This window comes from Kocuria sp. WRN011 (genome assembly GCF_002295155.1).
Lineage (GTDB): Bacteria > Actinomycetota > Actinomycetes > Actinomycetales > Micrococcaceae > Kocuria > Kocuria carniphila.
The window spans coordinates 468,192-493,899 of the sequence record NZ_NSGI01000001.1; the positions used below are offsets into that span (position 1 = coordinate 468,192).

Sequence of the window (25,708 nt, forward strand, 5' to 3'; positions counted from 1 at the left end):
ACGAACGATCAGATGCCGTACGCGTCGTTGCCAGCATCGCGAGCAACGGCCTCGCGTACGCGTTTGCCGAGGTCGGCGTCAACGTTCTCCCAGTATTGGAAGGCGCGTTCCTGGATGGCCTCGTCGGCCACGTCACCCACGTGACCCGCGATGTTTTCGACCGTCATGGCCTTCTCTTCGTCGTTGAAGACCTCGCGGTACAGCGTGCCCGCCTGACCGAAGTCATCGTCTTCGGAGTGCAGGGTGGCCGCGGCGCGCAGCATATCACCGTCGGATTCCCAACGCAGCTCATCAGCGGCATCCTTGCCACCGGCAACCGGGCCACCCGTGGTGTTGGGGGCGTAAACCGGCTGATTGGGGTGCTTGAACGAGTAGCGCATGGGGCCGTCGTGCGAGTAGGAGTTCTGCTCGGAACGGTACGGGTAGTTCACGGGCAGATCCGCGAAGTTCGCACCAATGCGGTGACGGTGGGTGTCCGGGTAGGAGAACACGCGGGTCATCAGCATCTTGTCCGGGGAGATCTCCACGCCCGGGACCGTATTACCCGGGGAGAACGCAGCCTGCTCGATCTGAGCGAAGTAATTCAGGGGGTTCTGGTTCAGGGTGAACTTACCCACCTTAATGCGGGGGTAGTCCTTCTTGGAGACCGTCTTGGTGACGTCGAACGGGTTGAACCGGTAGGCCTTGGCGTCCTCGTACGGCATGATCTGCACGTACACGGTCCACGAAGGGAAGTCGCCGTTCTCGATGGTTTCGTAGAGATCGCGGCGGTGGGCATCTGCGTCCGCGCCGGCGATTTTCTCCGCCTCATCACCGGTCAAGCATTCGACGCCCTGGTCCGAAACGAAGTGGTACTTGACCCAAAAACGTTCGCCGGCCGCGTTGACCCATTGGAAGGTGTGCGAGCCGTAACCGTTCATGTGACGGTAGGACCTGGGGATACCGCGGGGGCCCATCAGATAGGTCACCTGGTGCGCGGACTCGGGGGACTGGGTCCAGAAATCCCACTGCATGGTGTTGTCACGCAGTGCCGAGCCCGGAAGCCGCTTCTGGGAGTGGATGAAGTCCGGGAACTTGATGCCGTCACGGACGAAGAAGACCGGGGTGTTGTTACCCACGATGTCGAAGTTGCCGTCGGTCGTGTAGAACTTCAGCGAGAAACCACGGGGATCGCGCCAGGTATCCGGAGACCCCTGCTCGCCGGCCACCTGCGAGAAACGAGCCAGCATAGGAGTCTTGGTACCCGGCTGGAACACGGCAGCTTTGGTGTATTGGGAGACGTCCTCGGTGATTTCGAGTTCACCGAAAGCACCGGAGCCCTTGGCATGCACCACTCGCTCCGGAACGCGCTCGCGGTCAAAAGCCGCGAGCTTCTCGACCACGTACGAGTCATGGAGAACGATGGGGCCGTCAGCACCGACGGACAGCGAGTGCTCGTCGGACGCTACTTTCTTCCCCAATTGGTCGGTGGTGGCCGAGCCAGTCATTCGCAGGCCGTGTTCATGGGGAGTGGTGTCAGACATGGTTCCTCCTGGGTGATGGACGGGATCCGACGGACGTGCGGTCAATTACTGAACGGCGGAGCTGTTCGCCATGTCTTGCTGACATTGCGCGCAGATCCCCCGATACACCACCTCGGCGGACAGCAGTTTCATGCCGTGGTCCTCCGAGGGCGTGAGGCACGGCGAGTGCCCCACCGCGCACGCGACATCCGCGATCATTCCGCAGTTGATGCAATACGCGTGATGGTGGTTGTCTCCGGTGCGGGTTTCGTAGCGCGCAGGCGAACCGGGCGGTTCGAACTTGGACACCATGCCAATGGCCGTGAGATCCGCGAGGACCACGTAGATGGACTGAACAGAGATGTTCGGTAGGACCTGACGGACCCGCCGTACGGTGTCGTCCGCCGTGGCGTGAGGCATTGCGTCCACCGCGTCGAGTACCGCGAGACGTTGTTTGGTGACCCTGCGTCCGTTCGAACGCAGCTGCTCGGCCCACTCCTGCTGTGAGGGGTGGCTTGCGCCTGTCTGCGTGGTCTCCATGGCAACCACCATAACTTTATTTTGAGTAGCTCACAATAGAGCTGAGTGGCGTGCGTCTCACTCGGAGGGTTCCAAAAATCTTTTCGGTTTTCGCGTCACGATTCGGACGTTCGGCTGTCTACATAGTGAATCTCGCGCGGGCTGCGTGTGATTCCGGACGGCCTTTTCGCTCGGAGGTCGCCGTACCGCCGCAGTCGGAGCACAAGGACCGGGGAGGGCCCTGCGTCGCGGTGGGCTAGAGCGACCAACTTCCGAGTGGGCTGCTCGGGATGGGGGAGAGACGGGTGACATAGGAGACGGGGGTGCGGACGAGGGGAGACACCGCACCCCCGGCCCACCTCTTGAAACACTTGGTATCGGTTTTGTCACAGTCGGTATCTCAAGCCATGTAGTGCCGGTGTGCTGACACAATAGATGGACCTGTCAGCACCCTTAAGGCGCCATGGAACATCACCGACGTCCCACTCCGAGGGACGGCCAGCAGAATTCGACACCAGCGGCCAACGACGAGCCGTTGCTCGACGCTGTCCGAAACGGGGATAACCAGGCGTTCGGTGAGCTGTACGAGCGTCATCGTGGCGCGGTGTTCGCCGTAGCCCGTTTACACACCCACAGCCAGGCCGAGGCCGAGGACATCACCTCGGAGGCCTTCACACGTGTGCTCGCGCTCCTGAAATCCGGTGGTGGTCCGCGACAGTTCTTGCGCGCCTACCTTGTCACCGCCGTTTCACGCTTGGCCGCCGATCGGGCCAATGACCTCAATCGCACCCAACCGCAGGAACCCCAAGAGCAGGGCAAACTGGATCGTGTCCAGCTCTTCGACGACACCCTGGTGCGACAGGTCGACGCCGCCGTGGTTGCCAGGGCTTTCGCCTCACTGCCCGAGCGTTGGCAAGAGGTGCTGTGGTACCTGGAGATCGAGGGATATCGGCCCCGTCAGGTCGCCTCCGCGGTGGGTATGCAACCCAACGCTGTTTCCGCACTGGGAAAGCGCGCCCGCGATGGCCTCCGCACCGCGTACATGCAGCAGCACGTGTCCGCTCAGGCGCTCGAGGAATGCGGTGAATACTCCGCGCAGCTGGGAGCGTTCGTGCGCGGCACGCTCACCCCGTCCAAGATGAAGCTCATGCAGGACCACCTCGATTCCTGCGAACGGTGCACCGCCGAATACCTCCAGCTCCAGGACCTGGGTGTGGGCCTGCGCGGCTGGATCCTGCCCATCCTGGCTGGTTTGCCTCTCTGGGGCGATGCCTCGGAGCGGCTCATTGCCGCACTCGGCACGGCGGGTGCCGGGGGCGCCGCTGGCGTCTCGGGTTGGTTGTCCGGGACGACGGCGCCGCTCGGGGCCGGTGCCGAGGGCGCCTCAGTTCCTGCAGTGGCCACGGCCACGTCTGTAGGCAGCGCGGGAGCGGCGGCGTCGGGGGCGGTCGCCACTACTGCAGCCGGCGGGTTCCTGGCAGGCTCGGCCACCAAGGTCATTCTCGCGGCGGCTGGTGTAGCCGTTGCCGGAGCGGGCACCGCGGGCATCGTGACTGCGGTCCAACCGGACTCGTCCGAAGTGGAGATCACACGGCAGGCGCAGCCGGCCACGGATGGGCCCGCCGGAGTCGGCACGGGAGAGGGCGCATCTACCGGTGATACCGCCGGGGGTTCTGCTGGCTCTGCGGACGGGTCCTCGGATGTTGACTCCGGTGGCGGCCCAGGTTCTTCTGCCGGATCCGATACCTCCGATGAAGCCGAGGGTCAGGCGGAAGCCGGTGGCAACGGCAAAGCTGATCCCCCCACTGGCGATTCCGGCGGCCGCCAAGCAAACGCGGGTGCCGATAAGGCAGAAGGCGAATCCAACGGCGGATCGGACGGGAAAGAATCCGATGTGACCGGTGCGCCACTGGGGGCACAAAGTCCGAGTGTTGGCGGTGAGAGAGCCAGCGGCGAGCAGCCCGGTGACGTCCTCGCTGGTACTGGTGCGTTACTGCCCCCGTACTCGGACCGGGACTCGGGCCCGGACTCGTCGTCTTCGAGAGATACCCCTTCGGGCATCGACATGCCCTCGTTGCCTGGGGATACCGATATTCCCCAGCTCGAAGTACCATTCATTCCCACCCTGCCGGGCCCTGAGCTGCCTCTTGAACCTCCGGTTTCGGAAGATACGGGTCCTCTGGACGGCCCGGTTGTGGACCCGCTTGACGGTGATGAAGAAGATGGGACGCCCGAGATCCCCGGGCCCATTGACACTTCGGATCCGTTGATCACTCCTGTTCCCGAAGTACCTGTCCCTGAAGCACCTGGCATTGAAGACCCAGTGCCCGGCGATCCTGTACCCGGCGATCCGGATACAGACGATCCAGGTACGGATATTCCAAGTACGGATATTCCAGGTACGGATGTCCCAGAGCTCCCGGGCGAGGACAACAGCGGAAACGACAGCCCAGGGAATTCTGGTAACCCGGGCAACGGCAACGGCAACGGCAACGGCAACGGCAACGGGAATGGGAACGCGGCACCTGAGGGAACCGGCAATACGAACCCGGGCATTCCGCAACCCCAGCCGGGCGCCCCGGAGGTGGGCGCGCCGGTGAGGCCGGGAGCGCCGTCGTTGCCTGAAATCCCGCCGCTGGACGGGCCGGGCACCCAACCCACCGCTCCCGCGGTGAATCCCAATGCGCCGTCGCCAGCTGTACCGACTGTTGAACCCGTGCTGCCCCCGGCTGAGGACGTGGGCGATCGAAACGCGGATAGCGCGGAGAATCCCGGCGATGTCACAGGCTGGTGGGGAACACTTCCAGAAGGTTGGACGTTGTCCGAATGGATCGTCATTGTCTTTACCGGCGGGCGCCCGTGATCTGTGCGTAGTAATGCCGGTGCGGAGGAGAAGGTGGAATGCACAAGCATTACAACGGGCTGAAAACCGTGCTGCTGTTGGGTGGCATGTGGGCGGTGCTGCTGGCCATCGGCGCAATCATTGCCGGTGCAACGCGCAGCTCGGTGTTCATCGTGATTTTTGCCGTAATTGGCCTGGTCGGTACCGCGTACAGCTACTGGAACTCCGACAAACTGGCCATCCGTTCCATGCGTGCGATCCAGGTGACGCCGCAGCAGGCGCCCACCATGTACCGCATCGTGCATGAGCTCTCCCAGCGGGCGGGCCAGCCCATGCCGCGTTTATACATTGCCCCCACTATGAGCCCCAATGCCTTTGCGACCGGACGCAACCCGGAGAATGCCGCCGTGTGCTGCACTGAAGGCATTCTGCAGATCTTGGACGAACGGGAACTCAGGGGAGTGCTGGGCCACGAGTTGATGCACGTTTACAACCGGGACATCCTGACTTCATCGGTAGCCGCGGCCGTTGCGGGTCTGATCACGTCGGCGGCGCAGTTCTTGCAGTTCGCCGCCATCTTTGGTGGCCGCGGTGGTGACCGTGGGGGAAACCCGTTGGTCGCGCTGCTCATGGCATTCCTGGCTCCCGTGGCAGCCATGGTCATTCAGATGGCCATCTCGCGGACCCGCGAATACGACGCCGACCAAGACGGGGCTCAGCTGACCGGTGACCCCCTCGCGCTTGCTTCGGCGCTGCGCAAGATTGAGGGTGGTGCCTCCCAGCGCCCCATGAATCCCAACGATCAGAAGGTGGTCAACACCTCGCACCTGATGATCGCCAACCCGTTCCGCGGTGGCGGCCTCAAGAGCATGTTCCGCACTCACCCGTCGACCGATGACCGGGTGGAACGCCTGGAGAACATGGCGCATAGCGGCGGTTACTACGGTCGCTAATCGATTCAAGATGAAGGTGCGGCCGCGACTTAATTCGTGGCCGCACCTTCATTTACGTTAAGGCTCGTTTTACCCTACGCAAAACATCATAGACTCGTGGATTTTTGTCAATAAGGCGTTCAAGGCGATTTTCAGCCAAAAGTCGTGGTCTTCACGAAAATATAGAGTTTCATCATAGCCTCCCACGGTGAACCAGTCTTGTTTTCGAAACAAGGCGGTTGCAAAGATGATGCCTTCGGTTAGCATCAACTTTAGTGAATATGGGGGAAGTTGCCATGGCCCGGTAGCGTCGCCCATGAATTCTGCCTGTGCATAAACTATCCCAATCGTGGGCTCACTATCTAGTATCTGCGCCGCTTTTGATACGTAAGTGGGGGCAATATAATCGTCTGCGTCCACGGGGAGGATGTAATCGCCCGTTGCTGCGGTGATGCCGGCATTCCGAGCTGCCGCCGACCCTGCATTGTCTTGTCGAATGACTTTGACCCCGTGCCACGGAGGGTTCTCCATGAGAGCTATGGTCTTGGGGTCCGTTGAGCCGTCGTCGACAATGATCACCTCTAGATCAGGGTGATCTTGGTTCAGAACCGAATGCGCGGCTTCATCTACCCATTCATGGGCGTTATAAACCGGAATCACCACTGATACGCGAGTCATTCTCCCTCCCCTGAATGGACCGAGTCAGCGGTAGTTGACGAACTGAAGATCAACTTCCAGCTCTGAGCCCTTGAGTAGGGCAATGACATCTTGCAGGTCATCACGGGACTTTGAAGAAACGCGCAGCTCATCGCCCTGGATGGTGGCCTTCACGCCCTTGGGGCCTTCATCGCGGATGAGCTTGGTGATCTTTTTCGCCTGGTCCTGGGCGATGCCCTCCTTGATGGTGGACTCGATGCGGTACTCCTTGCCGGAGGCGTAGGGCTCTCCGTCGTCCAGGGACTTCAGGGAGATGCCGCGCTTGACCAGCTTGGACTGAAACACGTCGAGAACTGCTTGAGCGCGTTCTTCGGAGTTGGCCTTGATCAAGATCTTTTCGCCGGAGAAGTCGATCTCGGCACCCACCCCGCGGAAGTCGTAGCGCTGGGACACCTCTTTCTGAGCCTGGTTGAGCGCGTTGGAGACTTCCTGCTTGTCTACCTTGCTGACCACGTCGAACGAAGATTCTGAAGCCACGATGTTCCTTTCATTGGGAGTTTCAGGGATGTCGTTAACTCTTACGGACAAGCCTAGTGCTCGTTCCGGTGCCGGAGTTGTTATCAACTTGTCATCGGGAGCACAGGCGGATCTCAGGACGGCAGGTGAGGATAAGTGCATGACTCAGATCGACAGCAGCCGTTCTGCTTCTTCCCATCATTCTTCCTTGTCAGGACACGTTCTCCCTATGAAAAAACAACCGCGCATCCGTGTGCCCGGGGTCAAGGCCTCCAGGTCCGCACTCCGCCGGGGCAGTGGCGCCCTGGCAGGAACGGCCCTTGCCGCAGGCCTGATCGTCGGTGGCTCGGGAGCCGCTCAGGCTCAGCCTCCCCGTGCGCTCATGACGCCTCCAGTGGTTCAACCTGGGGCCATAACCGGTCAGGGCGTGGCGGTTCAGCGGAGATTGGACGGCATCCGGCAAGACCTGGATCGTGCCGTCGCCGTGGGCGACGTGACGCGCGAACAGGCCGACGCGTTCGTCACCAAGCTCGTTCGGCACATGGACTGACAGCTCCGATTTTGGAGTCGGGCTCATCCCTGTGTAATGTTGAGGTGCTCCCGCTCGCGGGGGCACCTTATTGCTCATTCACGTGAGTGATGCCGCGGCAGATTACCCGAGCGGCCAAAGGGGGCTGACTGTAAATCAGCTGGCTATGCCTACGGGGGTTCGAATCCCTCATCTGCCACCGTGTGATCTCTCAGGAGATCAGCGACAACCCGGACCCTTATTTGGGGTCCGGGTTTTTTGCTGTCCGGGTGGTGGTCCTGGGGGTCGTCCGAGGGGTTGGTAGTTGCGGGTGGTGTCGATGGTGAGCTCTTTCAGGAGCTCACCGGTGGCGGCGTTGATAACGCGTAGGTGGAGGTCGTCGACGAGTTTGAGTACGGGGGTTCGGGCGTTTTCGATGCCCATTCCGATGTGGTGCATTGTGCCGTTGACTCGCAGGGTGAGTTTCCCGTGTTTGTCGACTTTGTCGTTAAGGACTCTGTAGTGCCGGTCGTTGGTCGTGGTGGTCGGGGTGGCTTTGGGTCGAGCGTTGTAGATGGTCGCTGGGGTCGCTCGGTGAGGCAGGGATCGGTGGGGCCGGTGGTGGTTGTAGATGGTGGCGAAGGTATTGAGCAGGGTTTGTAGTTCGGTGATGGTGTCTGGTTGATGGGGTTGGCGGGTGAGCCAGGCCTTCATGGTTTGTTGGAAGCGTTCGACTTTGCCACAAGTGGTGGGGTGGTTGGGTCGAGAGTTCTTCTGGGTGATTGAGTGGCGTGCGAGTTCGGTTTCTAGACCGTTGCGTCCGTGGCCGCGGCCAGCGAAGCGGGTGGTGTAAACCAGCCCGTTATCGGTGAGCACGGAGGCGGGGTAGCCGTGGTTTTCGGCGGTGTGGAGGAAGGTGGTTTGCGCGATCGGTCCGGTGATGTGTGGGTGGGCGCTGATGTGCAGTGCGTAGCGGGAGTGGTCATCGAGCCAGGTGATGATTTCGGTGTCGGTGTCGTCGGTGAGCCGGTAGTGGGTGAAGTCTGATTGCCAGGTCTCGTTGGGCATGTCTGCTTGGAAGCGGACGTAGGAGGATTTGGGTCGTTTCTTCGGTGCCGGGGCGACTAGGTGCTCTTTGGTGAGGATCCGGGCCACGGTGGCTGCGGAGATGGTGATGTTGTGGTGATGGGCCAGATGCCAAACGATCGTGTCGGGGCCGGCATCGACACCGCTAGCCACGAGCTGTTGGCGGATACCGGTGATGGTTTTGACCGTTGACTCAGGTGTGGCTGCGGGGCTGGTGCGTGGCCGGCGGGAGCGTGGTTGGAAGGCTTTCTCGCCCTCGGCGCGGTATCTGGCTAGTAGCCGGTAGATCCAGGAGCGGTGGACTCCGTAGGTGCGGGAGACCTCGCTGACGCTGCGGTGTTCCACGATGACGGCGGTGATGACCAGGCGTGCCTTCGACATCCTCGAGCATGACCCATACTGATTGGTGATGCGGATGTCTTGAGAGATCTGTCGCGTATGTCCTGAAGGAACACACCTCATCTGCCTTCGAGAAAGACCCGGACCGTGAGGTCCGGGTTTTTTCGTCGTAGAACTCAGGGTCAGGGTGCATCCACCCACTGAACAAGCTGGACGATGATCCCGTTCGGATCAAGAACTTGGAAGTACCGTTCGCCCCACGGCTCGGTCTCGATGGCGGTGGGGATCACCAGGTCGCGGGAGCCTAATCGGTGCCATTCGGCGTCGATGTCGTCGACCTCGAAGACTATGAGCAGGCCGGTTCCGGCTGTCCCCGCGTGACTGGCTGGTTTGAAGGTATCGAGACCTGCTCGGAGGAGAACCACGTTGAACCCGGCGTCTTCGCGGCTCAATGAGGCGAATCCATCCTGGGCCATGACCTCCTGGAAGTCGAAGTGATCTTTGAAGAACGCGGCTGAAGCTTGAACGTCGTCCACATTGAGGGAGATGGCAGAAGCGGTGATGTTCATGGGGGCTCCTTAGATTAATGCCGTACATCGTACGGCATTAGGTAGAATGCAGTTATGCCACAGAAAATTCCCAAGACCCCGGAGGATAACGACCTCGAGGTCGTGAAGAAGCAGCTTCGGCTGCTGTGGGTTGGTCATGACGAGAAGCCGGTTCGTCCCGGGCCGCGTCCGCGCATCACCGTGGATGACGTGGTTGGCACCGCTATTGAACGAGCTGGATCGGCTGGCTTGAGTGGACTGACTATGCGGGACTTGGCTGCTGACCTCGGCGTGAAAACGATGACTTTGTATGCCCATGTGCCAGACAAAGGGAGCCTCTTAGCGCTTATGTCGGATCATGTTTTCGACAGTTCGGCCAGGTCATTGCCCCATTCAGGGGCGTGGCGCGATCGGGTCGGGGCGGTCATCGACGATACGTTCCAGATGTACTTGTCACATGACTGGCTTTCGTCCATTCACACCGAGCAACCAGTCTTGGGCCCAGGTTTCCTGGGGCGATATGAACGACAGCTCGAGTGTCTTCAAGGGTTGGGTCTCAGCGATATCACTCTGGATGCGACCCTGACTTTCCTCAACAACTTTGCTCGTACGGCAGCGCTGGACGTTGCCGACCGAGAAACCCTGAACAACTCCGGACCGGATTGGTGGCAAGCTGCTGGACCTGTCCTCGAGGAACTGGTATCCCCGAATGACTATCCCCTGGCCACCCGTGTGGGGACCTCCGCCGGTCAGGCGCAGGGTGGGGCGTACAACGCCCGGAGTAACTATGCCTTCGGTGTTGACCGAGTGCTCGACGGCCTGGCTGTTCTCGTGGACAGGCCCTTGCCCTAGCGCTCCTCCAGTCGAACGGAGTTGCTACGCAACCGCGGCAACACCTGGTCGCCGAGTAGGCGTAGCGTTCGCAGAGCGCTCTCGTGCGGCAGTCCGTTGATATCCACACGCAGCAGGATTCGCTCCACCCCCAGTTCCCGGCGCAGGGTCGCGAGTTTGTCGACGACGTCGCTCACCCCACCCACCACGAGCGAACCTTCCGGTCCACACTGAGCCGCGAATTCGTCGAGGGTCCAAGGTGAAACCTCGGGCGAGGCTGCGCCGAACGCGCGTGTGCCCGCGGCGAAGTAGGGGTGCGCCTGCTGGACGGCCGCCTCCCAGGGGGTGGGGGCGGCGTCGTCGGGAATGACGAACGCCGGAACCGCGAGACCCACGCGCGCGGAGGCTTCGTCCCCGAACCCGTGCAACGCCTCGCGATACGCCTTCACGTAGGGGACCAGATGACGCCACTCGCCCTCCATGACGTTGAGCATCACACCGAGCCCGTGTCCCGCCGCGCGCAAGACCGACCTGGGTGAGCCCGACGACGCCGCCCACACCAGATCTCGCGGGTCCCGTCCGGTGGCGGGCAGCTCCACGTTCGTAGCCCGCTCGCGGAAGGTCCCGAGCAGGTCTGAGGGGCCGGGGCGAAGCAGGCCGAGGAGCTGGTCGAGACGTTCTTCGAAGATTTCTTCCCGGAGGTGCGGGTCGACCCCGAAGAGTTCCAGGTCGCGGGGGAGCCCGCCCTGTCCGGCGACGAGCTCGGCGCGACCCCGGGAGAGCAAGGACAACGTGGTGGTTGTTCTGCAAGACGTACCGGATCTGCGGTGGTGAGGTTGCTTGCCGTGGCGGACAGTCGGATTCGGTCGGTCACCGAACTGATCGCAGCCAAGAGCAGCAGCGGATCCTGGTTGATTCGGTGGGGGCCGTGGCCCTCACCAATGCCGAAAATGTCCAGCCCCACGGATTCCGCGGTGCAGCCGAGTTCCAGCACGTGGGCGAGGCGCTGGGCTGGGGTGCATCGGCGGTCGGTCGTCGGGTCAGCGGCGGTCTCGCCCCAGGACAAGATTCCAAGCTGCGTGTTCACACGGCTTCTTCCGCGAAGTTCGCCCCGGCGGGGTCTTGTGCCCGCAGTGAACGCTCTGGGGTTGAAACTCCCGGCGTTTTAGGCTGGTTCCATGGCTACTGTAGACATCACCCAAGACACTCTGGGCCAGACCATCTCCGACAACGATATTGTTCTGTTGGACTGGTGGGCAGACTGGTGCGGCCCTTGCAAGCAGTTCGCTCCAACCTACGAGGCGGCATCTGAGCAGCACTCCGACATCGTGTTCGGCAAGGTGGACACCGAGGACCAGCAGGGACTGGCTGCCGCAGCGCAGATTTCCTCGATCCCCACTCTCATGGCTTTCCGGGAGGGCATTCTGGTGTTCTCCCAGCCCGGTGCCATGCCGGCCAACGCTCTGGACCAGGTCATTGACGCGGTCAAGGGCTTGGACATGGAAGAGGTTCGCGCCGAGGTCGAGAAGCAGGCCGCCGAGGGCGAGCAGGCCAACTGACCCAGCTCAAGACTTAATCGCCCAGGGGTGCTCTCCGGTCGGAGAGCGCCCCTGGGTCTTTTTCTGTTCGAGATGGACCGGCGCGGTATTCCTTCCGCGCGGCCAGATCTCGCTCTCGAGACGGCCGGCTAAGCCGCAGTCACGCCCAGCAAAGATCCAATCAGGAATGTGGCGCCGAGTGCGAGGGCGCCACCGATCACCACGCGAGCAGCGGCACGTCCCACGTGCGGGGTACCACCCAGCCGCGCGCCCAGGCTGCCGGTGATGGCCAGGGCCACGAGCACGGCAACGAACGTCACGGGAATCCGCCATTCCGACGGGGGTAGCAGGATGGCGAGCATCGGGAGCAGCGAACCGAGCAGGAAAGCGACCGCGGAGGCCCATGCTGCGGCCCACGGACTCGGAATGTCTCCCGGATCGATGCCCAGCTCCGCATCCAGGTGCGCCAGCAGGGCATTGCGTTCGGTCAGTTCCACCGCAACTTTCCGAGCTGTGTCATGAGACAGCCCGCGGGACCGGTAAATACCGATCAGTTCTTCCAGTTCGGCCTCCGGCATTTCCCGGAGCTCGAGTTCTTCCTTGGCGATCAGGGCTTCCTGCGAGTCTTTCTGGCTGGAGACCGATACGTATTCCCCCAGCGCCATGGACAGGGCACCGCCGATGACGGCTGCCGAACCGGCCACCAGGATCGGCCATGAATTGGCTGTCGCACTGGCAACACCGACCACCGTTGCAGCGACGGACACGATGCCGTCGTTCGCGCCCAGGACTCCGGCGCGAAGTTTGTTGAGTTTCTCGCCGTACTTGTCATTGTGGGGTTCGGTGATGACGTGCTCGCTCATGTCTTCAGTGTGCTCCGGCACCCAAAATTTAGCTAGCTAGGTTAACCAACCCTCACTTGGCCATTCATTGATTCGGAACTCGACCCCCAGGATCAGTGCCGGCGATGGTCTGCGGGAGTCAGCCGTGGCCCGAACGCCGGCTTTCGATGACCGCTGGCCTTGATGAGCCGCACCACGCGTTGACGGTTCCCCCGCCACGGTTCCAACAATTCCTCCATGCGCTCGTCCGAGCCCGGTGCGCCGTCGAAGAACCAGCACACGTAATCGGCCAGGTGGTAATCGCGCACGCTGATCCCGTCAGGGTCCGCGTGCGTACACTGGGTAATTTCCGCGGCGGTCCACACACCGATCCCGTTGAGAGTCTGCAATTTGGCACGCACCACGACGGGGTCCTCGAGCAGCCCGAGGCGTTCCAACGCCGATGCGCGCTGAACTACTCGCATGACGGTCGCGGACCGGTGCGGATCCACGCCGGCACGGTGCCACTGCCAGGACGGGATCTTGCGCCACTGCTCCGCCGTGGGGGGCGCGTACATTCCGACGGGGGCGGGGCCGGGCGAAGGTTCACCCGCCAGTCGGACCAGGTAGCGATAGGCACGAATGGCCTCGATGGCCGTGACACGTTGCTCAATGATGGCGATGACGGCCCGGTCAATCACCGCGCCGGTGGCCGGCAACCGCAGTCCGGGGTGCCGACGGCGCGCCAGTGTCAATCGTTCCGGGAGTAGGCCGTAGGCGGGGGAGGACTCGAAATCAGTCCAGTCATCCGCGGCACCACACCACCGTGGAGCCTGTGAAATCCATGCGGCCGCTCCCGGGCCCCATGCATCAACCACGATGTCCCGTTCCAGCGCGGTCGTGTCCGTGCCACCGGATCCGCGGGTGAATCGTGCGGAGACGGCCGAGCCCAGATACCTGGTGGTGATCCACACGCACTCGGGGGAAAGTACCCTCACCGTGGGATCGTTCGTGCCGCGGCCAAGCACCGACAAGGTCTGCCCCAGATGCACCGATCCGCGCGGTGACCAGCGGAGCCGCACGGGCTCGGACCCGAGTTGCTGCGCGGTGCTGGCGACCATTTCCAGGGACATGCTCGTCATCATTCCACGGGCCTACGACACGCATAAACGACTCGCTCGTACGGGGGCCGCAGCAATCGGCACGCCGACCTTTGCCGAATTTTATGTCGTTTACATGTTCATCTGCAGGTGAGAGGGCTGGGATATCCTGCCCACGACTACCACCCACGTGAGGAAATACCGTGTCCACCTCGTTCGCGCGTTCCAAGCCTTCAAGGGGCGGCTTGGTGGTGCGCGGGGTCAAGGCTCCCAGCGTCGGGCCCTGGTTGCCATGTGCGATCGCAGTGGCGTGCACGACCCTGTACGTGCTCTTCTCACTGTCCCAGTGGTACCGCTGGGACGTGCCGTCGTGGGATAACGCGATCTTCACCCAGTTGCTGCAGTCTTACGCCTCCGGTCAGCCACCCGTGGTCAACATCAAAGGCCACGACTTCAATTTGCTCGGCGATCATTTTCATCCGTTGCTAGTGGTGCTCGCGCCGGTCTACGGCTTGTTCCCCTCCGCACTGACCTTGATGATCACCCAGGACGTCCTGTTGGGCATTTCGGTGGGGGTGGTCACAGGGTGCGCCGTCCGCTCCCTCCGGCCGGCACCCGCCGCCGCGATCGGAGTGGCCTACGGGTTGAGCTTCGGTCTACAGGGTGCCGTATCGGTGCAGTTCCACGAGATCTCCCTCGCCGTGCCGCTCCTGGCTCTCGCAGTGGCAGCACTGAGGGAACGGCGGTGGGTCACAGCAACCCTGTGGAGCGCGCCGGTGGCCCTGGTCAAGGAAGATCTGGGTATGACGGTCGCAATGTTGGGCGCGGTCATGTTTGGTCACGCGTTCCGGCCCGCGGCGCGGGTGTCGGGGATGCTCTTGAACCGCGTGTACGAACCGGCGACCGAGCGCGGACCGGGCGCGCGAGCGGCGTCGTCGTCGTCGTCGGCGGCAACGGTGAGAGAATTCGGCGCGGCTTTGAGCCGCACCGCGCAACGGCCGGCCCTGCTGGGTGCCCTGCTGATGCTGTGGGGGGTGGGGCTGAGCCTGCTGGCGATCTGGGTGGTGCTTCCCGGTCTGAACCCCAATGATTCCTTTGCCTACGCGGACAAACTGGACATCGCCGGAATCCTGCGTGATCCGGCCGGAGCGGTGATCTCCTTGTTCGTTCCGGAACAGAAACTGGGCACGTGGCTGCTGACCCTTGCGGCCGGCGCGGTGATTGCGGTGCGCTCGCCGCTGGCGCTGATTGCGCTCCCCACCCTGGCCTGGAGAATGCTGTCGCCCAATCACGGTTATTGGGGAACGGGCTGGCACTACAACGCGGTGATCATGCCCATCGTGTTCATCGCCCTCGTCGACGCCGTGGTGAGACTTCGCGCATCCGGCGCCGGGACTCGTGCGCCCCGGACACTTGCAAAGATGGCCCCGTGGCTGGCTCTGGGCGTGGCGCTCGTGGTGGCAACTCAGCAGCCGCTGTCTCAGTTGGTCACGGGGGAGGCGTGGCGCGGGGACCCGCGGGCGGGCGTCAAGCGCGCCACGGTCCAGGCGGTACCGGAAGGCGCATCCGTGGCAACGGACTTGACGCTGATCAACGGGCTGGTGTCCCGCGCGGACGTGCACTGGATCGGCAATCCCGGTGATCCCGCCCCCGAATTCGTGGTGATCGACCGCGAAGGTGGCACGTGGGGAGAGGACCCTCCGCAAGGCGCCTCGGAGTACGCGGAGGAGCTCTATGGGGAGACGTATGTCACCGTACGTGATGAGGCCAACATCATCTTGTTGGAACGGGAGTCTCCGTAACGTGACGATGTGCGCTAGAGTAGGGCGTTATCATTCCGGTTTTTATGTCCTCATTAAATCGTTTCGCCGTAGCAGGCATGTCGATCAGAGGCACACGCGGTAGGACCGCACGCGCCGGTGTCAATCATTTCCACCCCACCGAAGCGAGGTTCACCCATGCCTACTGAATTCACCCCTGAAACTGCTGCAGAGCTTGAGACGCCCACCACTACCGAGGCTCCCCAGGACGCTGAAAACGTTCCTGAGCCCGCCGATTCCAAGCCCGACACCCCTACCTTCGCCGACCTCGGCGTGGACGGCCGCATCCTGGCCGCTCTCGACGATGTCGGGTACGAGTACCCCTCGCCCATCCAGGCAGCCACCATTCCCGCTCTGCTGAGCGGCCGCGACGTGGTGGGCCTGGCCCAGACCGGTACCGGTAAGACCGCGGCCTTCGCGGTTCCGGCACTGTCCAAGCTGGCTGAGCTGTCCGACCTGCACGGCCCGCAGCGTTCCACCCGCGTTCTGGTGCTGGCCCCCACCCGTGAGCTCGCGCTCCAGGTGGCCGAGGCCTTCGGTTCCTACGCAACCCACCTCGACGAGTTCACTGTGCTGCCCGTGTACGGCGGTTCCTCCTACGGTCCGCAGCTGGCCGGCTTGCGCCGCGGTGCCCAGGTCGTCGTGGGTACCCCCGGCCGTGTGATCGATCACCTGAGCAAGGGTTCGCTCAAGCTCGACGACATCGCGTACGTGGTGCTGGACGAAGCCGACGAGATGCTTCGCATGGGCTTCTCGGAGGACGTCGAGAAGATTCTGAGCCAGACCCCGGAGGAGAAGCAGGTCGCGCTGTTCTCCGCCACCATGCCCAAGGCCATCCGCCGCATCGCGCAGCAGTACTTGCGCGATCCCAAGGAGATCACGGTCAAGGCCAAGACCACCACGGGCACCAACACGCGTCAACGCTTCATGCAGGTCATGGGCCCGCACAAGCTGGACGCCATGACCCGCGTGCTCGAGGTCGAGGACTACGACGGCGTGATCGTCTTTGTCCGCACCAAGGCCGCGACAGAGGAAATCGCCGACAAGCTCAAGGCCCGGGGCTACACCGCAGCAGCGATCAACGGTGACATTCCGCAGAACCTGCGTGAGCGCACCGTGGACTCACTGCGTGACGGCAAGGTCGACATCCTGGTCGCCACCGACGTCGCCGCTCGTGGCCTGGACGTCGAACGCATCTCCCTGGTCGTCAATTACGACATCCCTCACGACACCGAGTCCTACGTGCACCGAATCGGCCGTACCGGCCGCGCGGGCCGCAAGGGCGAGGCCATCCTCTTCATGACTCCGCGCGAGAAGTACCTGCTGCGCGCCATCGAGAAGGCCACGCGGCAGCCGGTCGAGCAGATGCGCATGCCGTCCGTGGAGGACGTCAATCGCACCCGCAAGGAGAACTTCGCGAACCAGATCGCGGAGACCATCGAGTCCGAAGATCTCTCCTTCTTCCGCGAGCTCGTGGAGCAGTACGAGAACGAGCACGACGTGGATGCCGCTGAAATTGCTGCGGCCCTCGCTGTGATCGCTCAGGACGGCCGCCCCTTCCTGGCTGAAGAGCTGCCCGAGGTCCCCCAGCGCAAGCGTGACCGTGAGCGCCGTGAGGGCTCCGACGGACCTCGTGGCGGCGGTGGCCGCCGCAGTGGACCCGAGGCCGGAATGCGAACCTACAAGCTGGCCGTGGGCCATCGCGACCGCGTGGCACCGGGTGCCATCGTGGGCGCGTTGACCCACGAAGGCGGCCTGAACGGGTCGCAGATCGGTGCGATCGACATCCACCCCAACTTCACATTGGTGGGCCTGTCCGAGAACCTGCCCGCAGGCACCATGGACAAGCTCTCCAATACCCGCATCAACGGCTCCCCGATCCGGATCCAGGAGGATCGTGGACCCGGTGGCGGTGGTGGCGGATCTCGCGGAGGCTCCCGTGAGGGTGGCCGGTTCCGTGACCGTGACGGTGACCGCGGTGGTCGTTTCGACCGCGGCGGCCGCTCGGACCGCGGTGGCGACCGTGGCGGTGACCGCGGAGGCTTCCGCGGCGGTGACCGCCCCCGCAGCGGTGGCTCCTCGTACCAGGATCGCCCCCGCAAGAAGGGCTTCCCCAAGGGCAATGGTGGCTTCCGCGACCGCTGATAGACCCCGCTGACCGCCCGATTCAGGGTGGTCGGCACCCCGCGGATACTCTGCGGATTCGGCGAGTTCACCTCGTTTTTGCAACTCGCCGAAATGCTGTTAGAGTTTTCCGCGTTGCCCCGATAGCTCAGTGGTAGAGCGCCATCTTGGTAAGATGGAGGTCCCGGGATCGATTCCCGGTCGGGGCTCTCATGATGAGGGCCTGCGGCTTGTGTGAACGAGCCGCAGGTTCGTTCATGAAATGGCGGTGTAGCTCAGCTGGTTAGAGCGCACGACTCATAATCGTGAGGTCGACGGATCGAGCCCGTCCACCGCTACTTTCAAGGCGTCGTTCCACACGGAACGGCGTCTTTTTCTATGCCGTGCTGGTCGGCCCAGTAGGCTGAGGGAAAATCTTCCGTCCGACCGAGGAGAGCCATGGCCATTTCAGAAGAGGTGGTGGGGCGCACGTACCCCGCCGCCCCCGCTTATCAGGTGTCCCGAGAGAAGATCCGCGAGTTCGCCTCGGCGGTCAAGGCCACGGACGGCGTCCACTTCGACGTCGAGGCCGCCCAGGCCGCCGGTTACGACGATCTCGTGGCTCCGCCCACCTTTGCGATCATCGTGTCCCAGCGCGCCGACGCCGCTCTGATCCAGGACCCGAGCGCGGGCATCGACTTCTCGCGCGTGGTCCACACCGAGCAGCGCTTCACGCACCACCGTCCCATCGTGGCCGGTGACGAGCTGCTCGCCGCGGTCACGGTGGACCAGGTGCGTCCGCTGGGTTCCGGGGCCATGATCACGTCCCGGGTGGAAATCACCACGCTCGGGGGAGACCAGGTGGCCACCACCACGTCGTCGCTGTTGGTACGCGGGGAGGATCAGTAATGAACATCGCATTCGATCAGCTCGAAAAGGGCCAGTCCATCGGTGAGCGCACCGTGCCGGTGTCCCGTGCCGACCTCGTGAAGTACGCCGGTGCCTCCGGTGACTTCAACCCGATCCACTGGAATCAGGACTTCGCCCAGAACGTGGGTCTTCCCAACGTGATTGCCCACGGAATGTTCACCATGGGAGCCGCGGTGGGTCTGGTGACGGAGTGGGCTGGTGACGCGGGCGCCGTCGTCGACTATCAGACGCGTTTCACCAAGCCCGTGGTCGTGCCCAACCGTTTCGACGGTGAGGTCGAACCGAGCACGGCGTTGTCGGTGCGCGGCGCGATCGGCCTGGTGGATCCGGACGCTCGCACCGTGCGTGTGGACCTGACCGTGACCGCCCCGGATCTGGCCCAGGAAGGTGCGGATCCGGCTGAGGCCAAGGCGCTCAAGGTCTTGGTCAAGGCTCAGGTTGTTGTGAAGTTCTAGCACTAGAGTTGTCCATCATGAACGCACCCCGACTGGCCGATCTGACCACCACTGCGGTGGGAGGCCCCGCGACCCGTTACCTCAAGGCGGAGACCGAACAGCAACTGGTCCAGGCGGTGGCACAGGCCGATGAAGTTGGGGAGCCGGTCCTGATCGTGGGTGGCGGATCCAACATTTTGGCCTCGGACCACGGCTTCGAGGGAACGGTGGTGCACGTGGCCACTCAGGGTATCGACGTGCTCGACACGGATCCGGCCATGGGCACCCTCGTGACGGTCCAGGCCGGTCATTCGTGGGATCAAGCGGTGCTGTGGAGCGTGGAGCAGCGCTTGGCGGGCCTGGAGACGCTCTCGGGCATTCCCGGCACCACGGGTGCAACCCCCGTGCAGAACGTGGGCGCGTACGGCACCGAGGTCTCACAGACCATTGAAAATGTCCACACGTGGGACCGTCAGGCTGGGGAACCCCGAACCTTCAGCGCGGACGAGCTGGAATTCTCCTATCGTGATTCCGTGCTCAAGCGGAGCATGGAACACGGATCACCGCGCTATGTAGTGCTCTCCGTGGCCTTCCGCTTGCTCCCGCAGGAGGTGGGTCTCCCTGTGCGCTATGGGCAGCTAGCAGGAGCGCTGGGCGTCGAGATCGGCGAGTGCGCACCCTTGGACACCGTGCGCGAGACCGTGCTGCGATTGCGCGCCTCCAAGGGCATGGTGCTCAACCCTGAGGATCGGGACACTTACAGCACCGGGTCGTTTTTCACGAACCCGATCGTGGACGATCCCGCCCGGCTGGCAAGCATCCCGGACGACGCCCCACGCTATCCGGTGCTCGACGCCGCCGGTCACGAGATCCCCGGTTCCACCAAGCTCTCCGCAGCCTGGCTGATCGATCATTCCGGATTTGCCAAGGGGTTTGGCCTTCCAGGGTCCCGCAATCAGCAGCTGGACCTTGACGGGGAGACCGTGGCCAACGGCCGCGCAGCCCTCTCGACAAAGCACACCCTGGCCATGACTAACCGCGGTGGGGCGTCTTCGGATGATTTAGCGGCGCTGGCGCGCACCGTGCGCGACGGTGTGGAGCACGTGTTCGGCGTGCGCCTGGTTCCCGAGCCTGTCCTGCTGGGGATGAGCCTCTAGATGCTCGCTTCAGTATGAGTTCCGAATTACAGGAAGAAATCCGGCGAGGCGAGGAAGGCGGCCGGATCCACAGGACCGTGCTGCGGATCAAAGCCTTCTCGCACAAACACCCCGCTCTGCGCGCGATTCACCTGACATTGGTGACCGTGCTGGGCGCGGTCTTCGTGGTGCTGGGGATCATCATGCTGGTCACCCCCGGCCCGGGATGGCTGTTCATCTTTCTGGGCATCGGACTATGGAGCACCGAATTCGCGTGGGCGCACCGGCTCAACCAACGAGTCAAGCGGCTGGCGATCACGGCGTGGCGCTGGTGGTCCAACATCGTGGCCGAGTGGCGCTTCCGCCGAGCCCGTGACAAGCCCCATCACCTAGTTCAGGGGCCGCGACACATGCGTGTCACGGCCCCTGAAACGAACGAGAAGTAACTACCTACTTACAGCGTGCCTGTCACGATCTTGAGCATGCGGCGCAGGGGCTCAGCGGCACCCCACAGCAGCTGATCTCCCACGGTAAAGGCGGAGATGTACTCCGGGCCCATCGAGAGCTTGCGGATGCGGCCCACGGGGATGTCCAACGAACCGGAAGCAGCCACCGGAGTCAGATCCTGTGTGCTGGCTTCCTTGGTGTTCGGAATGACCTTGGCCCACTGGTTCTCGGCATCAATGATCCGCTCGATCTCGTCCACCGGGATGTCTTCCCGCAACTTGATGGTCAGCGCCTGGGAGTGGCTGCGCATGGCCGCAATGCGCACGCACAACCCGTCCACGGGAATTGAATCCTTGCCGGAGCGACCCAGGATCTTATTGGTCTCGGCCTCGGCCTTCCACTCCTCGCGGGACTGGCCGTTACCCAGGTCGGCGTCGATCCAGGGGATCAGCGACCCGGACAGCGGGACACCGAACTGAGATGCGTCCAATTCGCCGGAACGCTGCTTGGCGAGTACCGCGCGATCGATCTCGAGAATGGCCGAGGCGGCGTCGGCGAGCTGATCCGAGACCGAACCGTGGATGTCGCCGAACTGCTGAATGACCTCGCGCATGTGGCGGGCACCGCCACCGGAGGCGGCCTGGTAGGTCATGGATGTGGTCCACTCGACCAGGTCGTTGTTGAACAGCCCGCCCAGGCCCATGAGCATGCACGAGACGGTGCAGTTACCGCCGGTGAAGTCCTTGACGCCGCGCGCCAGGCCGGCGTCGATCACGTCGCGGTTGACCGGGTCCAGCGGGATGATGGAGGACTCCTCCATGCGCAGCGTGGACGCCGCGTCGATCCAGACGCCGTCCCAGCCGGCCTCGCGCAACTTGGAGTGCACGGCCTTGGTGTAGTCGCCGCCCTGCGCGGTCACCAGAATGGGCAGCGCGGACAGAGCCTCAATGTCGTAGGCGTCCTTCAACGTGCCTGTGTCGCCCAGACCGTCAATGGTGGGTGCGGCACCTCCGGCGTTGGAAGTGGAGAAGAACACGGGATCAAGGCTCGCGAAATCGTTCTCGGCGCGCAGACGGTCCATCAGAACGGAACCGACCATGCCGCGCCAGCCGATGAAGCCTACGGCTGAGGGTTGTGAAGTCATGCCGCCCAGTCTATCGACCGATGGATAGGGCACGAATCACAGTTACTCCTGGTTGCGGGGATCCGGGGTCTCGGCGACCAGATCCCGGTAACTCGGGAACCGCTCCAGGTAATCGAGCACGTACGTGCAGGTGGGGCGGATCTTCACGCCTTGTTCGCGGAACTGATCGAAAACGAAAGTCACCAGCGTGCGCGCGTAACCTTGGCGGCCGAAGGCCTCGGCCACGATGGTGTGTTGCACGTCCACGGTGCCGTCCTCGAGGACTTCCACGCCCAGGAAGCCAATGAACTGCTGGTCGTCCCACAAGTCGTAACGACCGAGGTCGGGATTGGCGCGGAGCTCGAGCGTGGGGCTTTCATGAATGCTCGGTGTGGGGCCAGTAGTCACGGCGGCTCAATCCTCCAAGGTTGATGTGGTCAAGATCACGCTATCGCATGTATCGAGGGCACCGCGCACTGAGTCGCGCGAAGACTCACGTCCGGGTGTATTCGTCCACGCGGAAGCGGGGGCCCTTGCTCGATTCGGCCCAGTCGGCCAGTTCGCGATGGCTCCAGGACTCATCCAGTTCCGGCGCCACGGTATCGCCTTCGACGGGTAGGTCCACGGTGGTCACGTAGGCCCGGCGCAGCGGCAGTTCTGGGTGCGCGAGGGCGTCGGCCCAGATGCGGGTCCCGCCGATCGCCCAGATGTCGCCGTCCGGCTGCTTGAGTAGCGATTGGGCCAGATCCAGGGCTTCGGCGTACGACGCCGCCGTCCACACGTTGTTCTGGTCGCTCGCCACGGTCTCGGGGTGGCTGGTGACCACGATGTTCGGTCGGGCCGGCAACGGGCGGAACTTGGGCGGGAACGATTCCCACGTGCGGCGGCCCATGATGACGGGATTCCCGGTGGTCGTGATCGAGAAGAATCGCAGATCTTCGGGCACGTGCCAGGGGATCGTGCCGTCCTTGCCGATCACACCCTCCGGGCTCTGCGCCCAGATGCCACCCACGGTGGGGCGTGCCGATCCTTTGGCGCTCATACCGCCACCGGCGCCTTGATGCCCGGGTGGTGCTGGTATCCCACGACCTCGAAGTCCTCGAACTCGTAGTCGAAGATGGATTCCGGTTTGCGCAGGATTTTCAACTGAGGATACGGGTAGGGCTCGCGGGCCAGCTGCTTGGTCACTTGTTCCACGTGATTGCTGTAAATGTGGCAGTCACCACCGGTCCAGATGAACTCACCGGGCACCAGATCGCACTGCTGAGCCACCATCATGGTGAGCAGCGCATAGGACGCGATGTTGAACGGCACACCCAGGAACAGATCCGCCGAACGCTGGTACAGCTGGCAGCTCAGGGCATCGGGGCCGTCCTCACGGGGCTGGACGTAGAACTGGAACAGGGCGTGGCACGGCGGCAGCGCCATGTTCTCGACCTCGGCCGGGTTCCACGCCGTCACCATGTGACGGCGCGAATGCGGCGACGTCTTGATGGATTCCACTACGCGGGCGATCTGGTCGATGCTCTCCCCATGACCGGCCGGCCAACTGCGCCACTGCACGCCGTACACCGGACCCAGATCACCGTTTTCGTCCGCCCACTCGTCCCAGATGCTCACGCCGCGTTCCTGCAACCAGCGCACGTTCGAGGATCCGGAGAGGAACCACAGCAGTTCCAGGGCGAGGGACTTGAAGTGCACACGTTTGGTGGTCAGCAGAGGGAAGGACTCCGAGAGGTCATAGCGGATCTGACGACCAAATACGGAGCGCGTGCCCGTGCCGGTGCGGTCGGACTTGATCGCACCGTCGGCCATGACTTCGGCCAGGAGGTCTTCGTAGGGCGTGGGAATGACGGTCATGGTTTCCTTTGTGCAGAATACGACCCGGTGTCGTTGTCTTGATCGCGGGGCAGCCCGGCGGGCGCGGGCCCGGCGGCCACGGGTACTGGGTCGAGGAGAAAGGCCGGGTTGACCCTCGGGGGTCAGTCGTCGAACGGGGTGATGATTTCACAACTAACGGCCCGGCTCTTTTTGTTCCGGGGCATTTGCAGCACGATCATCTCGCCGGGGGACAGGTACGGGTCCGACTCCGGCAGGTCGTCGCCCAACGAATTGGGCATATGGCGGGAGAGCACTTTCAAGACGGTCGGGAGCACCGGTCGGTGCGTGCACAGCACCACGGGGTGTTCCGTGTCGAAGAGCTGCTCGACCACGGCGGCAGCTTTCTTGGGAGAACGCTTGTGGGAGGCCTCGGTCAACTGCGACCGTTCCTTGACCTTGGCGTTGTACTTCTTGGCGAACGGAATCACCGTGGACATGCAGCGCAACCACGGAGAGGTGATGACCCGGCGGGGTTGCCAGGCGGCCAACAACCGGGTGACGGCCAGGGCTTGCCGTTTGCCCGTGGCGGCCAGGGGGCGGTCACCTTCGGCCCGCTGCCACGAAGAACGGGGCTTGGCCTTGGCGTGGCGCACGATGATCACGGGGCGGGTGGCTAGGTTTCCGTGGCGGTGCAACCGGACCAGCTCGTCGAGGGGCTCGCGGTCGTCGTCGTTGGTCAGCATCTTGCGTGCGTGGTCGGCGGACACCCATCGGAGCTCGTCAACTTCACCGTGATCCGGTTTGGCCTTGACGGACGGTGAGATCTCGGCGGCCCAGTACTTCACCAGCTTCCACTGGTCCTTCACCTGGTAGCGGATGTCAGGCAGTGGCACACCAAGGCGCACAGAGAGACCCACTTCTTCACGCAGTTCACGCACCGCGGTTTCCGGGAGAGTTTCCCCGTTGTCCTGCTTGCCCTTGGGCCAGGACCAGTCGTCGTAACGCGGCCGATGAATGACCAGCACTTGTAGCTCACCTGCGCTGATACGCCAGCACAAACAGCCTGCGGCGTAGATGTCGATCTTTCCGGAGGCATTACTTTTCGCCATGACCCGCTCTCTGTCTGATGGACCGAGGTGGTGCACACGGATCCACCTTGTGGGGTGGAGCGGCACCTCTTCGATGCTATCCGGTGATCCGCTATCCGGTGATCTCGCCCCGGAACATCACGTCCAGGTGCCAGCGCTCGAAACCGAGTTTCTCGTACAGAGCCATGGCTGCGGTGTTGTCCCCGTCGACGTAGAGCATGACATCCTCGAGGTCCTGATCCGCGAGGTAGTTGATGCCCGCCGCAGTCAGCGCCTTGCCCACACCGCGGCCCTGCTGCTCGGGGGAGATGCCCACCGCGTAGACCTCGCCCATCGCGGGCGAACCATCAGAGGCCGGGTGAATCTTGGTCCAGTGGAAACCCTGGATGTCCTGGGGATCCTCCGCGCGTACGGCCAGCAGGAAGCCGGGTGCGTCGAACCAGTCCTCGGCTTCCCTCTGCCGCAGGTCGTCGAGGGTCATCTTGCCCTGCTCGGGGTGTTCGGAGAAGGCTTGGGAGTTGACCCGCAGCCAGCCGTTCTCATCACGATCCACCTCGAACGGACGAATCTCGAGGTTCTCGGCCAAGTCCACCGGCAGGGGAAGATCCGACGCCCCACGCAGCGAGCGCTTCAACCGGTAGAGGTCTCGCACGGAGCTCAGCCCGTAGGTTTCCGCGAGCCGTTGGGCACCCGGATGATTGCCGTGGGCCCACGCCTCCACGGTGCCCTCGACCTGCCCGCGGACCTCACGCGCGAGGGCCGTGCCGATTCCCGCACCGCGGTGTTCGGGGTCCACCACCAGTTCAACCGTGAAGGTCGAGGCCTGATCCGGATCGGGATTGATGACGGCCGCGCCCACCAGGGCGCCGTCCTGGACGGCGGTGACCGACCGGAGCCCCGCCTTGGCCGAACGCACGTCAACCAGAGTTTGGTCCGAGAAGGGGGGATCGCCGTCGGCGCGTGTGGCTCGCTGAGCTAAGTCCGACACTGCTGCGGAATCGGTGATTCCGTCCTGGCTGAAAATGGTCACGGCCATGGCATACCTCCACTATGAGCGGTTGACCGGC

General features: G+C 63.3%; 25 protein-coding genes, 3 tRNA genes and 1 pseudogene. 14 read left to right on the plus strand and 15 right to left on the minus strand.

The window, feature by feature from the left end; translation table 11 throughout:
• Positions 1 to 8: 8 nt before the first annotated feature.
• Together CKW39_RS02170 and CKW39_RS02175 are read right to left on the minus strand one after the other, a co-directional pair.
• Entirely contained in the window at positions 9 to 1,523 is a 1,515-nt protein-coding gene (locus CKW39_RS02170) for a catalase (protein WP_095796523.1), read from the minus strand.
• Between the two features lie 45 nt (positions 1,524 to 1,568).
• Complete coding sequence (locus tag CKW39_RS02175) at positions 1,569 to 2,042, minus strand: Fur family transcriptional regulator (RefSeq protein WP_095796657.1); 474 nt, start codon at positions 2,040 to 2,042, stop codon at positions 1,569 to 1,571.
• A gap of 442 nt (positions 2,043 to 2,484) precedes the next feature.
• Here CKW39_RS02175 and CKW39_RS02180 point away from each other — a divergent pair, with 442 nt between their 5' ends.
• Positions 2,485 to 4,884, plus strand: a complete 2,400-nt coding sequence (locus CKW39_RS02180; RefSeq protein ID WP_095796524.1) for a sigma-70 family RNA polymerase sigma factor — start codon at positions 2,485 to 2,487, stop codon at positions 4,882 to 4,884.
• A gap of 38 nt (positions 4,885 to 4,922) precedes the next feature.
• Positions 4,923 to 5,816, plus strand: a complete 894-nt coding sequence (htpX, locus tag CKW39_RS02185) for a zinc metalloprotease HtpX (protein WP_095796525.1) — start codon at positions 4,923 to 4,925, stop codon at positions 5,814 to 5,816.
• A gap of 69 nt (positions 5,817 to 5,885) precedes the next feature.
• Here htpX and CKW39_RS02190 read toward each other — a convergent pair whose 3' ends face one another.
• Both CKW39_RS02190 and CKW39_RS02195 read right to left on the minus strand, forming a co-directional pair.
• Positions 5,886 to 6,473: a glycosyltransferase family A protein gene (locus CKW39_RS02190; protein ID WP_095796526.1), complete on the minus strand. Its 588-nt coding sequence runs from the start codon at positions 6,471 to 6,473 to the stop codon at positions 5,886 to 5,888.
• A gap of 24 nt (positions 6,474 to 6,497) precedes the next feature.
• Complete coding sequence (locus tag CKW39_RS02195; protein ID WP_095796527.1) at positions 6,498 to 6,989, minus strand: YajQ family cyclic di-GMP-binding protein; 492 nt, start codon at positions 6,987 to 6,989, stop codon at positions 6,498 to 6,500.
• 208 nt (positions 6,990 to 7,197) lie between these two features.
• Here CKW39_RS02195 and CKW39_RS15235 point away from each other — a divergent pair, with 208 nt between their 5' ends.
• On the plus strand, positions 7,198 to 7,518 hold the full coding sequence (locus CKW39_RS15235) for a hypothetical protein (protein ID WP_143469923.1): 321 nt from the start codon (positions 7,198 to 7,200) through the stop codon (positions 7,516 to 7,518).
• Positions 7,519 to 7,614: 96 nt separating this feature from the next.
• Positions 7,615 to 7,696, plus strand: a tRNA-Tyr gene (locus tag CKW39_RS02200).
• Positions 7,697 to 7,716: 20 nt separating this feature from the next.
• Here the strand turns inward: CKW39_RS02200 and CKW39_RS02205 are convergent.
• Together CKW39_RS02205 and CKW39_RS02210 are read right to left on the minus strand one after the other, a co-directional pair.
• Positions 7,717 to 8,943 carry an IS481 family transposase gene (locus tag CKW39_RS02205; RefSeq protein WP_095796528.1) on the minus strand — a complete coding sequence of 409 codons (1,227 nt, stop codon included), beginning with the start codon at positions 8,941 to 8,943 and terminating at the stop codon, positions 7,717 to 7,719.
• 140 nt (positions 8,944 to 9,083) lie between these two features.
• Positions 9,084 to 9,470 (minus strand): VOC family protein, encoded by a 387-nt coding sequence (locus CKW39_RS02210; protein ID WP_095796529.1) that lies wholly within the window; start codon positions 9,468 to 9,470, stop codon positions 9,084 to 9,086.
• Positions 9,471 to 9,524: 54 nt separating this feature from the next.
• Here CKW39_RS02210 and CKW39_RS02215 point away from each other — a divergent pair, with 54 nt between their 5' ends.
• Positions 9,525 to 10,301, plus strand: a complete 777-nt coding sequence (locus tag CKW39_RS02215; protein WP_095796530.1) for a TetR/AcrR family transcriptional regulator — start codon at positions 9,525 to 9,527, stop codon at positions 10,299 to 10,301.
• On the opposite strand, the pseudogene CKW39_RS02220 reads toward CKW39_RS02215, so the two are convergent.
• Positions 10,298 to 11,367 (minus strand): annotated as a pseudogene (locus CKW39_RS02220) (LLM class flavin-dependent oxidoreductase). The gene CKW39_RS02215 and the pseudogene CKW39_RS02220 overlap by 4 nt on opposite strands.
• Before the next feature lie 91 nt (positions 11,368 to 11,458).
• On the opposite strand from CKW39_RS02220, the gene trxA reads away from it, so the two are divergent.
• A complete protein-coding gene (gene trxA / locus CKW39_RS02230; RefSeq protein WP_095796532.1) occupies positions 11,459 to 11,839 on the plus strand; it encodes a thioredoxin in 381 nt (126 codons plus the stop codon).
• Between the two features lie 128 nt (positions 11,840 to 11,967).
• On the opposite strand, the gene CKW39_RS02235 is transcribed toward trxA, so the two are convergent.
• Together CKW39_RS02235 and CKW39_RS02240 are read right to left on the minus strand one after the other, a co-directional pair.
• Positions 11,968 to 12,681, minus strand: a complete 714-nt coding sequence (locus CKW39_RS02235) for a VIT family protein (RefSeq protein WP_095796533.1) — start codon at positions 12,679 to 12,681, stop codon at positions 11,968 to 11,970.
• Between the two features lie 92 nt (positions 12,682 to 12,773).
• Complete coding sequence (locus CKW39_RS02240) at positions 12,774 to 13,772, minus strand: DNA-3-methyladenine glycosylase (RefSeq protein WP_254049233.1); 999 nt, start codon at positions 13,770 to 13,772, stop codon at positions 12,774 to 12,776.
• 170 nt (positions 13,773 to 13,942) lie between these two features.
• On the opposite strand from CKW39_RS02240, the gene CKW39_RS02245 reads away from it, so the two are divergent.
• The 8 genes from CKW39_RS02245 (at position 13,943) to CKW39_RS02280 (ending at position 20,608) form a co-directional block, all read left to right on the plus strand.
• Entirely contained in the window at positions 13,943 to 15,541 is a 1,599-nt protein-coding gene (locus CKW39_RS02245; protein WP_254049234.1) for a DUF2079 domain-containing protein, read from the plus strand.
• 156 nt (positions 15,542 to 15,697) lie between these two features.
• The gene (locus CKW39_RS02250; RefSeq protein ID WP_095796534.1) at positions 15,698 to 17,704 is read left to right on the plus strand and encodes a DEAD/DEAH box helicase; all 2,007 of its coding nucleotides are present in this window, start codon (positions 15,698 to 15,700) and stop codon (positions 17,702 to 17,704) included.
• A 116-nt stretch (positions 17,705 to 17,820) separates the two neighbouring features.
• Positions 17,821 to 17,892 (plus strand) — tRNA-Thr (locus CKW39_RS02255).
• Positions 17,893 to 17,947: 55 nt separating this feature from the next.
• Positions 17,948 to 18,021 (plus strand) — tRNA-Met (locus CKW39_RS02260).
• A 100-nt stretch (positions 18,022 to 18,121) separates the two neighbouring features.
• Positions 18,122 to 18,571, plus strand: coding sequence for a MaoC family dehydratase N-terminal domain-containing protein (locus CKW39_RS02265; RefSeq protein ID WP_095796535.1), 450 nt, complete (start codon positions 18,122 to 18,124; stop codon positions 18,569 to 18,571).
• Positions 18,571 to 19,047 carry a MaoC family dehydratase gene (locus CKW39_RS02270; protein ID WP_095796536.1) on the plus strand — a complete coding sequence of 159 codons (477 nt, stop codon included), beginning with the start codon at positions 18,571 to 18,573 and terminating at the stop codon, positions 19,045 to 19,047. The genes CKW39_RS02265 and CKW39_RS02270 overlap by 1 nt, the downstream gene beginning before the upstream one ends.
• A gap of 17 nt (positions 19,048 to 19,064) precedes the next feature.
• Positions 19,065 to 20,183, plus strand: a complete 1,119-nt coding sequence (locus tag CKW39_RS02275; RefSeq protein WP_095796660.1) for a UDP-N-acetylmuramate dehydrogenase — start codon at positions 19,065 to 19,067, stop codon at positions 20,181 to 20,183.
• Between the two features lie 14 nt (positions 20,184 to 20,197).
• Positions 20,198 to 20,608, plus strand: coding sequence for a PGPGW domain-containing protein (locus CKW39_RS02280; protein WP_095796537.1), 411 nt, complete (start codon positions 20,198 to 20,200; stop codon positions 20,606 to 20,608).
• Positions 20,609 to 20,616: 8 nt separating this feature from the next.
• Here the strand turns inward: CKW39_RS02280 and asd are convergent, their stop codons facing one another.
• From asd to mshD, 6 genes are all read right to left on the minus strand, one after another.
• The gene (gene asd / locus CKW39_RS02285) at positions 20,617 to 21,753 is read right to left on the minus strand and encodes an aspartate-semialdehyde dehydrogenase (RefSeq protein ID WP_095796661.1); all 1,137 of its coding nucleotides are present in this window, start codon (positions 21,751 to 21,753) and stop codon (positions 20,617 to 20,619) included.
• A 42-nt stretch (positions 21,754 to 21,795) separates the two neighbouring features.
• Positions 21,796 to 22,140: a GNAT family N-acetyltransferase gene (locus tag CKW39_RS02290; protein WP_095796538.1), complete on the minus strand. Its 345-nt coding sequence runs from the start codon at positions 22,138 to 22,140 to the stop codon at positions 21,796 to 21,798.
• A gap of 85 nt (positions 22,141 to 22,225) precedes the next feature.
• Positions 22,226 to 22,774, minus strand: coding sequence for a dihydrofolate reductase (locus CKW39_RS02295; RefSeq protein WP_095796539.1), 549 nt, complete (start codon positions 22,772 to 22,774; stop codon positions 22,226 to 22,228).
• The gene (locus CKW39_RS02300; protein WP_095796540.1) at positions 22,771 to 23,592 is read right to left on the minus strand and encodes a thymidylate synthase; all 822 of its coding nucleotides are present in this window, start codon (positions 23,590 to 23,592) and stop codon (positions 22,771 to 22,773) included. The genes CKW39_RS02295 and CKW39_RS02300 overlap by 4 nt, the downstream gene beginning before the upstream one ends.
• A gap of 122 nt (positions 23,593 to 23,714) precedes the next feature.
• Positions 23,715 to 24,662, minus strand: coding sequence for an NUDIX hydrolase (locus CKW39_RS02305; RefSeq protein WP_095796541.1), 948 nt, complete (start codon positions 24,660 to 24,662; stop codon positions 23,715 to 23,717).
• 91 nt (positions 24,663 to 24,753) lie between these two features.
• Positions 24,754 to 25,677 (minus strand): mycothiol synthase, encoded by a 924-nt coding sequence (mshD, locus tag CKW39_RS02310; protein WP_095796542.1) that lies wholly within the window; start codon positions 25,675 to 25,677, stop codon positions 24,754 to 24,756.
• Between the last annotated feature and the right edge of the window lie 31 nt (positions 25,678 to 25,708).

Bases quoted from the DNA above. Each gene is read 5' to 3' on its own strand.
- CKW39_RS02170 (WP_095796523.1), bottom strand. From the start codon at position 1,523: ATGTCTGACACCACTCCCCATGAACACGGCCTGCGAATGACTGGCTCG.
- CKW39_RS02175 (WP_095796657.1), bottom strand. From the start codon at position 2,042: ATGGAGACCACGCAGACAGGCGCAAGCCACCCCTCACAGCAGGAGTGG.
- CKW39_RS02180 (WP_095796524.1), top strand. From the start codon at position 2,485: ATGGAACATCACCGACGTCCCACTCCGAGGGACGGCCAGCAGAATTCG.
- htpX (WP_095796525.1), top strand. From the start codon at position 4,923: ATGCACAAGCATTACAACGGGCTGAAAACCGTGCTGCTGTTGGGTGGC.
- CKW39_RS02190 (WP_095796526.1), bottom strand. From the start codon at position 6,473: ATGACTCGCGTATCAGTGGTGATTCCGGTTTATAACGCCCATGAATGG.
- CKW39_RS15235 (WP_143469923.1), top strand. From the start codon at position 7,198: ATGAAAAAACAACCGCGCATCCGTGTGCCCGGGGTCAAGGCCTCCAGG.
- CKW39_RS02205 (WP_095796528.1), bottom strand. From the start codon at position 8,943: ATGTCGAAGGCACGCCTGGTCATCACCGCCGTCATCGTGGAACACCGC.
- CKW39_RS02210 (WP_095796529.1), bottom strand. From the start codon at position 9,470: ATGAACATCACCGCTTCTGCCATCTCCCTCAATGTGGACGACGTTCAA.
- CKW39_RS02215 (WP_095796530.1), top strand. From the start codon at position 9,525: ATGCCACAGAAAATTCCCAAGACCCCGGAGGATAACGACCTCGAGGTC.
- trxA (WP_095796532.1), top strand. From the start codon at position 11,459: ATGGCTACTGTAGACATCACCCAAGACACTCTGGGCCAGACCATCTCC.
- CKW39_RS02235 (WP_095796533.1), bottom strand. From the start codon at position 12,681: ATGAGCGAGCACGTCATCACCGAACCCCACAATGACAAGTACGGCGAG.
- CKW39_RS02240 (WP_254049233.1), bottom strand. From the start codon at position 13,772: ATGTCCCTGGAAATGGTCGCCAGCACCGCGCAGCAACTCGGGTCCGAG.
- CKW39_RS02250 (WP_095796534.1), top strand. From the start codon at position 15,698: ATGCCTACTGAATTCACCCCTGAAACTGCTGCAGAGCTTGAGACGCCC.
- CKW39_RS02265 (WP_095796535.1), top strand. From the start codon at position 18,122: ATGGCCATTTCAGAAGAGGTGGTGGGGCGCACGTACCCCGCCGCCCCC.
- CKW39_RS02270 (WP_095796536.1), top strand. From the start codon at position 18,571: ATGAACATCGCATTCGATCAGCTCGAAAAGGGCCAGTCCATCGGTGAG.
- CKW39_RS02275 (WP_095796660.1), top strand. From the start codon at position 19,065: ATGAACGCACCCCGACTGGCCGATCTGACCACCACTGCGGTGGGAGGC.
- CKW39_RS02280 (WP_095796537.1), top strand. From the start codon at position 20,198: ATGAGTTCCGAATTACAGGAAGAAATCCGGCGAGGCGAGGAAGGCGGC.
- asd (WP_095796661.1), bottom strand. From the start codon at position 21,753: ATGACTTCACAACCCTCAGCCGTAGGCTTCATCGGCTGGCGCGGCATG.
- CKW39_RS02295 (WP_095796539.1), bottom strand. From the start codon at position 22,774: ATGAGCGCCAAAGGATCGGCACGCCCCACCGTGGGTGGCATCTGGGCG.
- CKW39_RS02300 (WP_095796540.1), bottom strand. From the start codon at position 23,592: ATGACCGTCATTCCCACGCCCTACGAAGACCTCCTGGCCGAAGTCATG.
- CKW39_RS02305 (WP_095796541.1), bottom strand. From the start codon at position 24,662: ATGGCGAAAAGTAATGCCTCCGGAAAGATCGACATCTACGCCGCAGGC.
- mshD (WP_095796542.1), bottom strand. From the start codon at position 25,677: ATGGCCGTGACCATTTTCAGCCAGGACGGAATCACCGATTCCGCAGCA.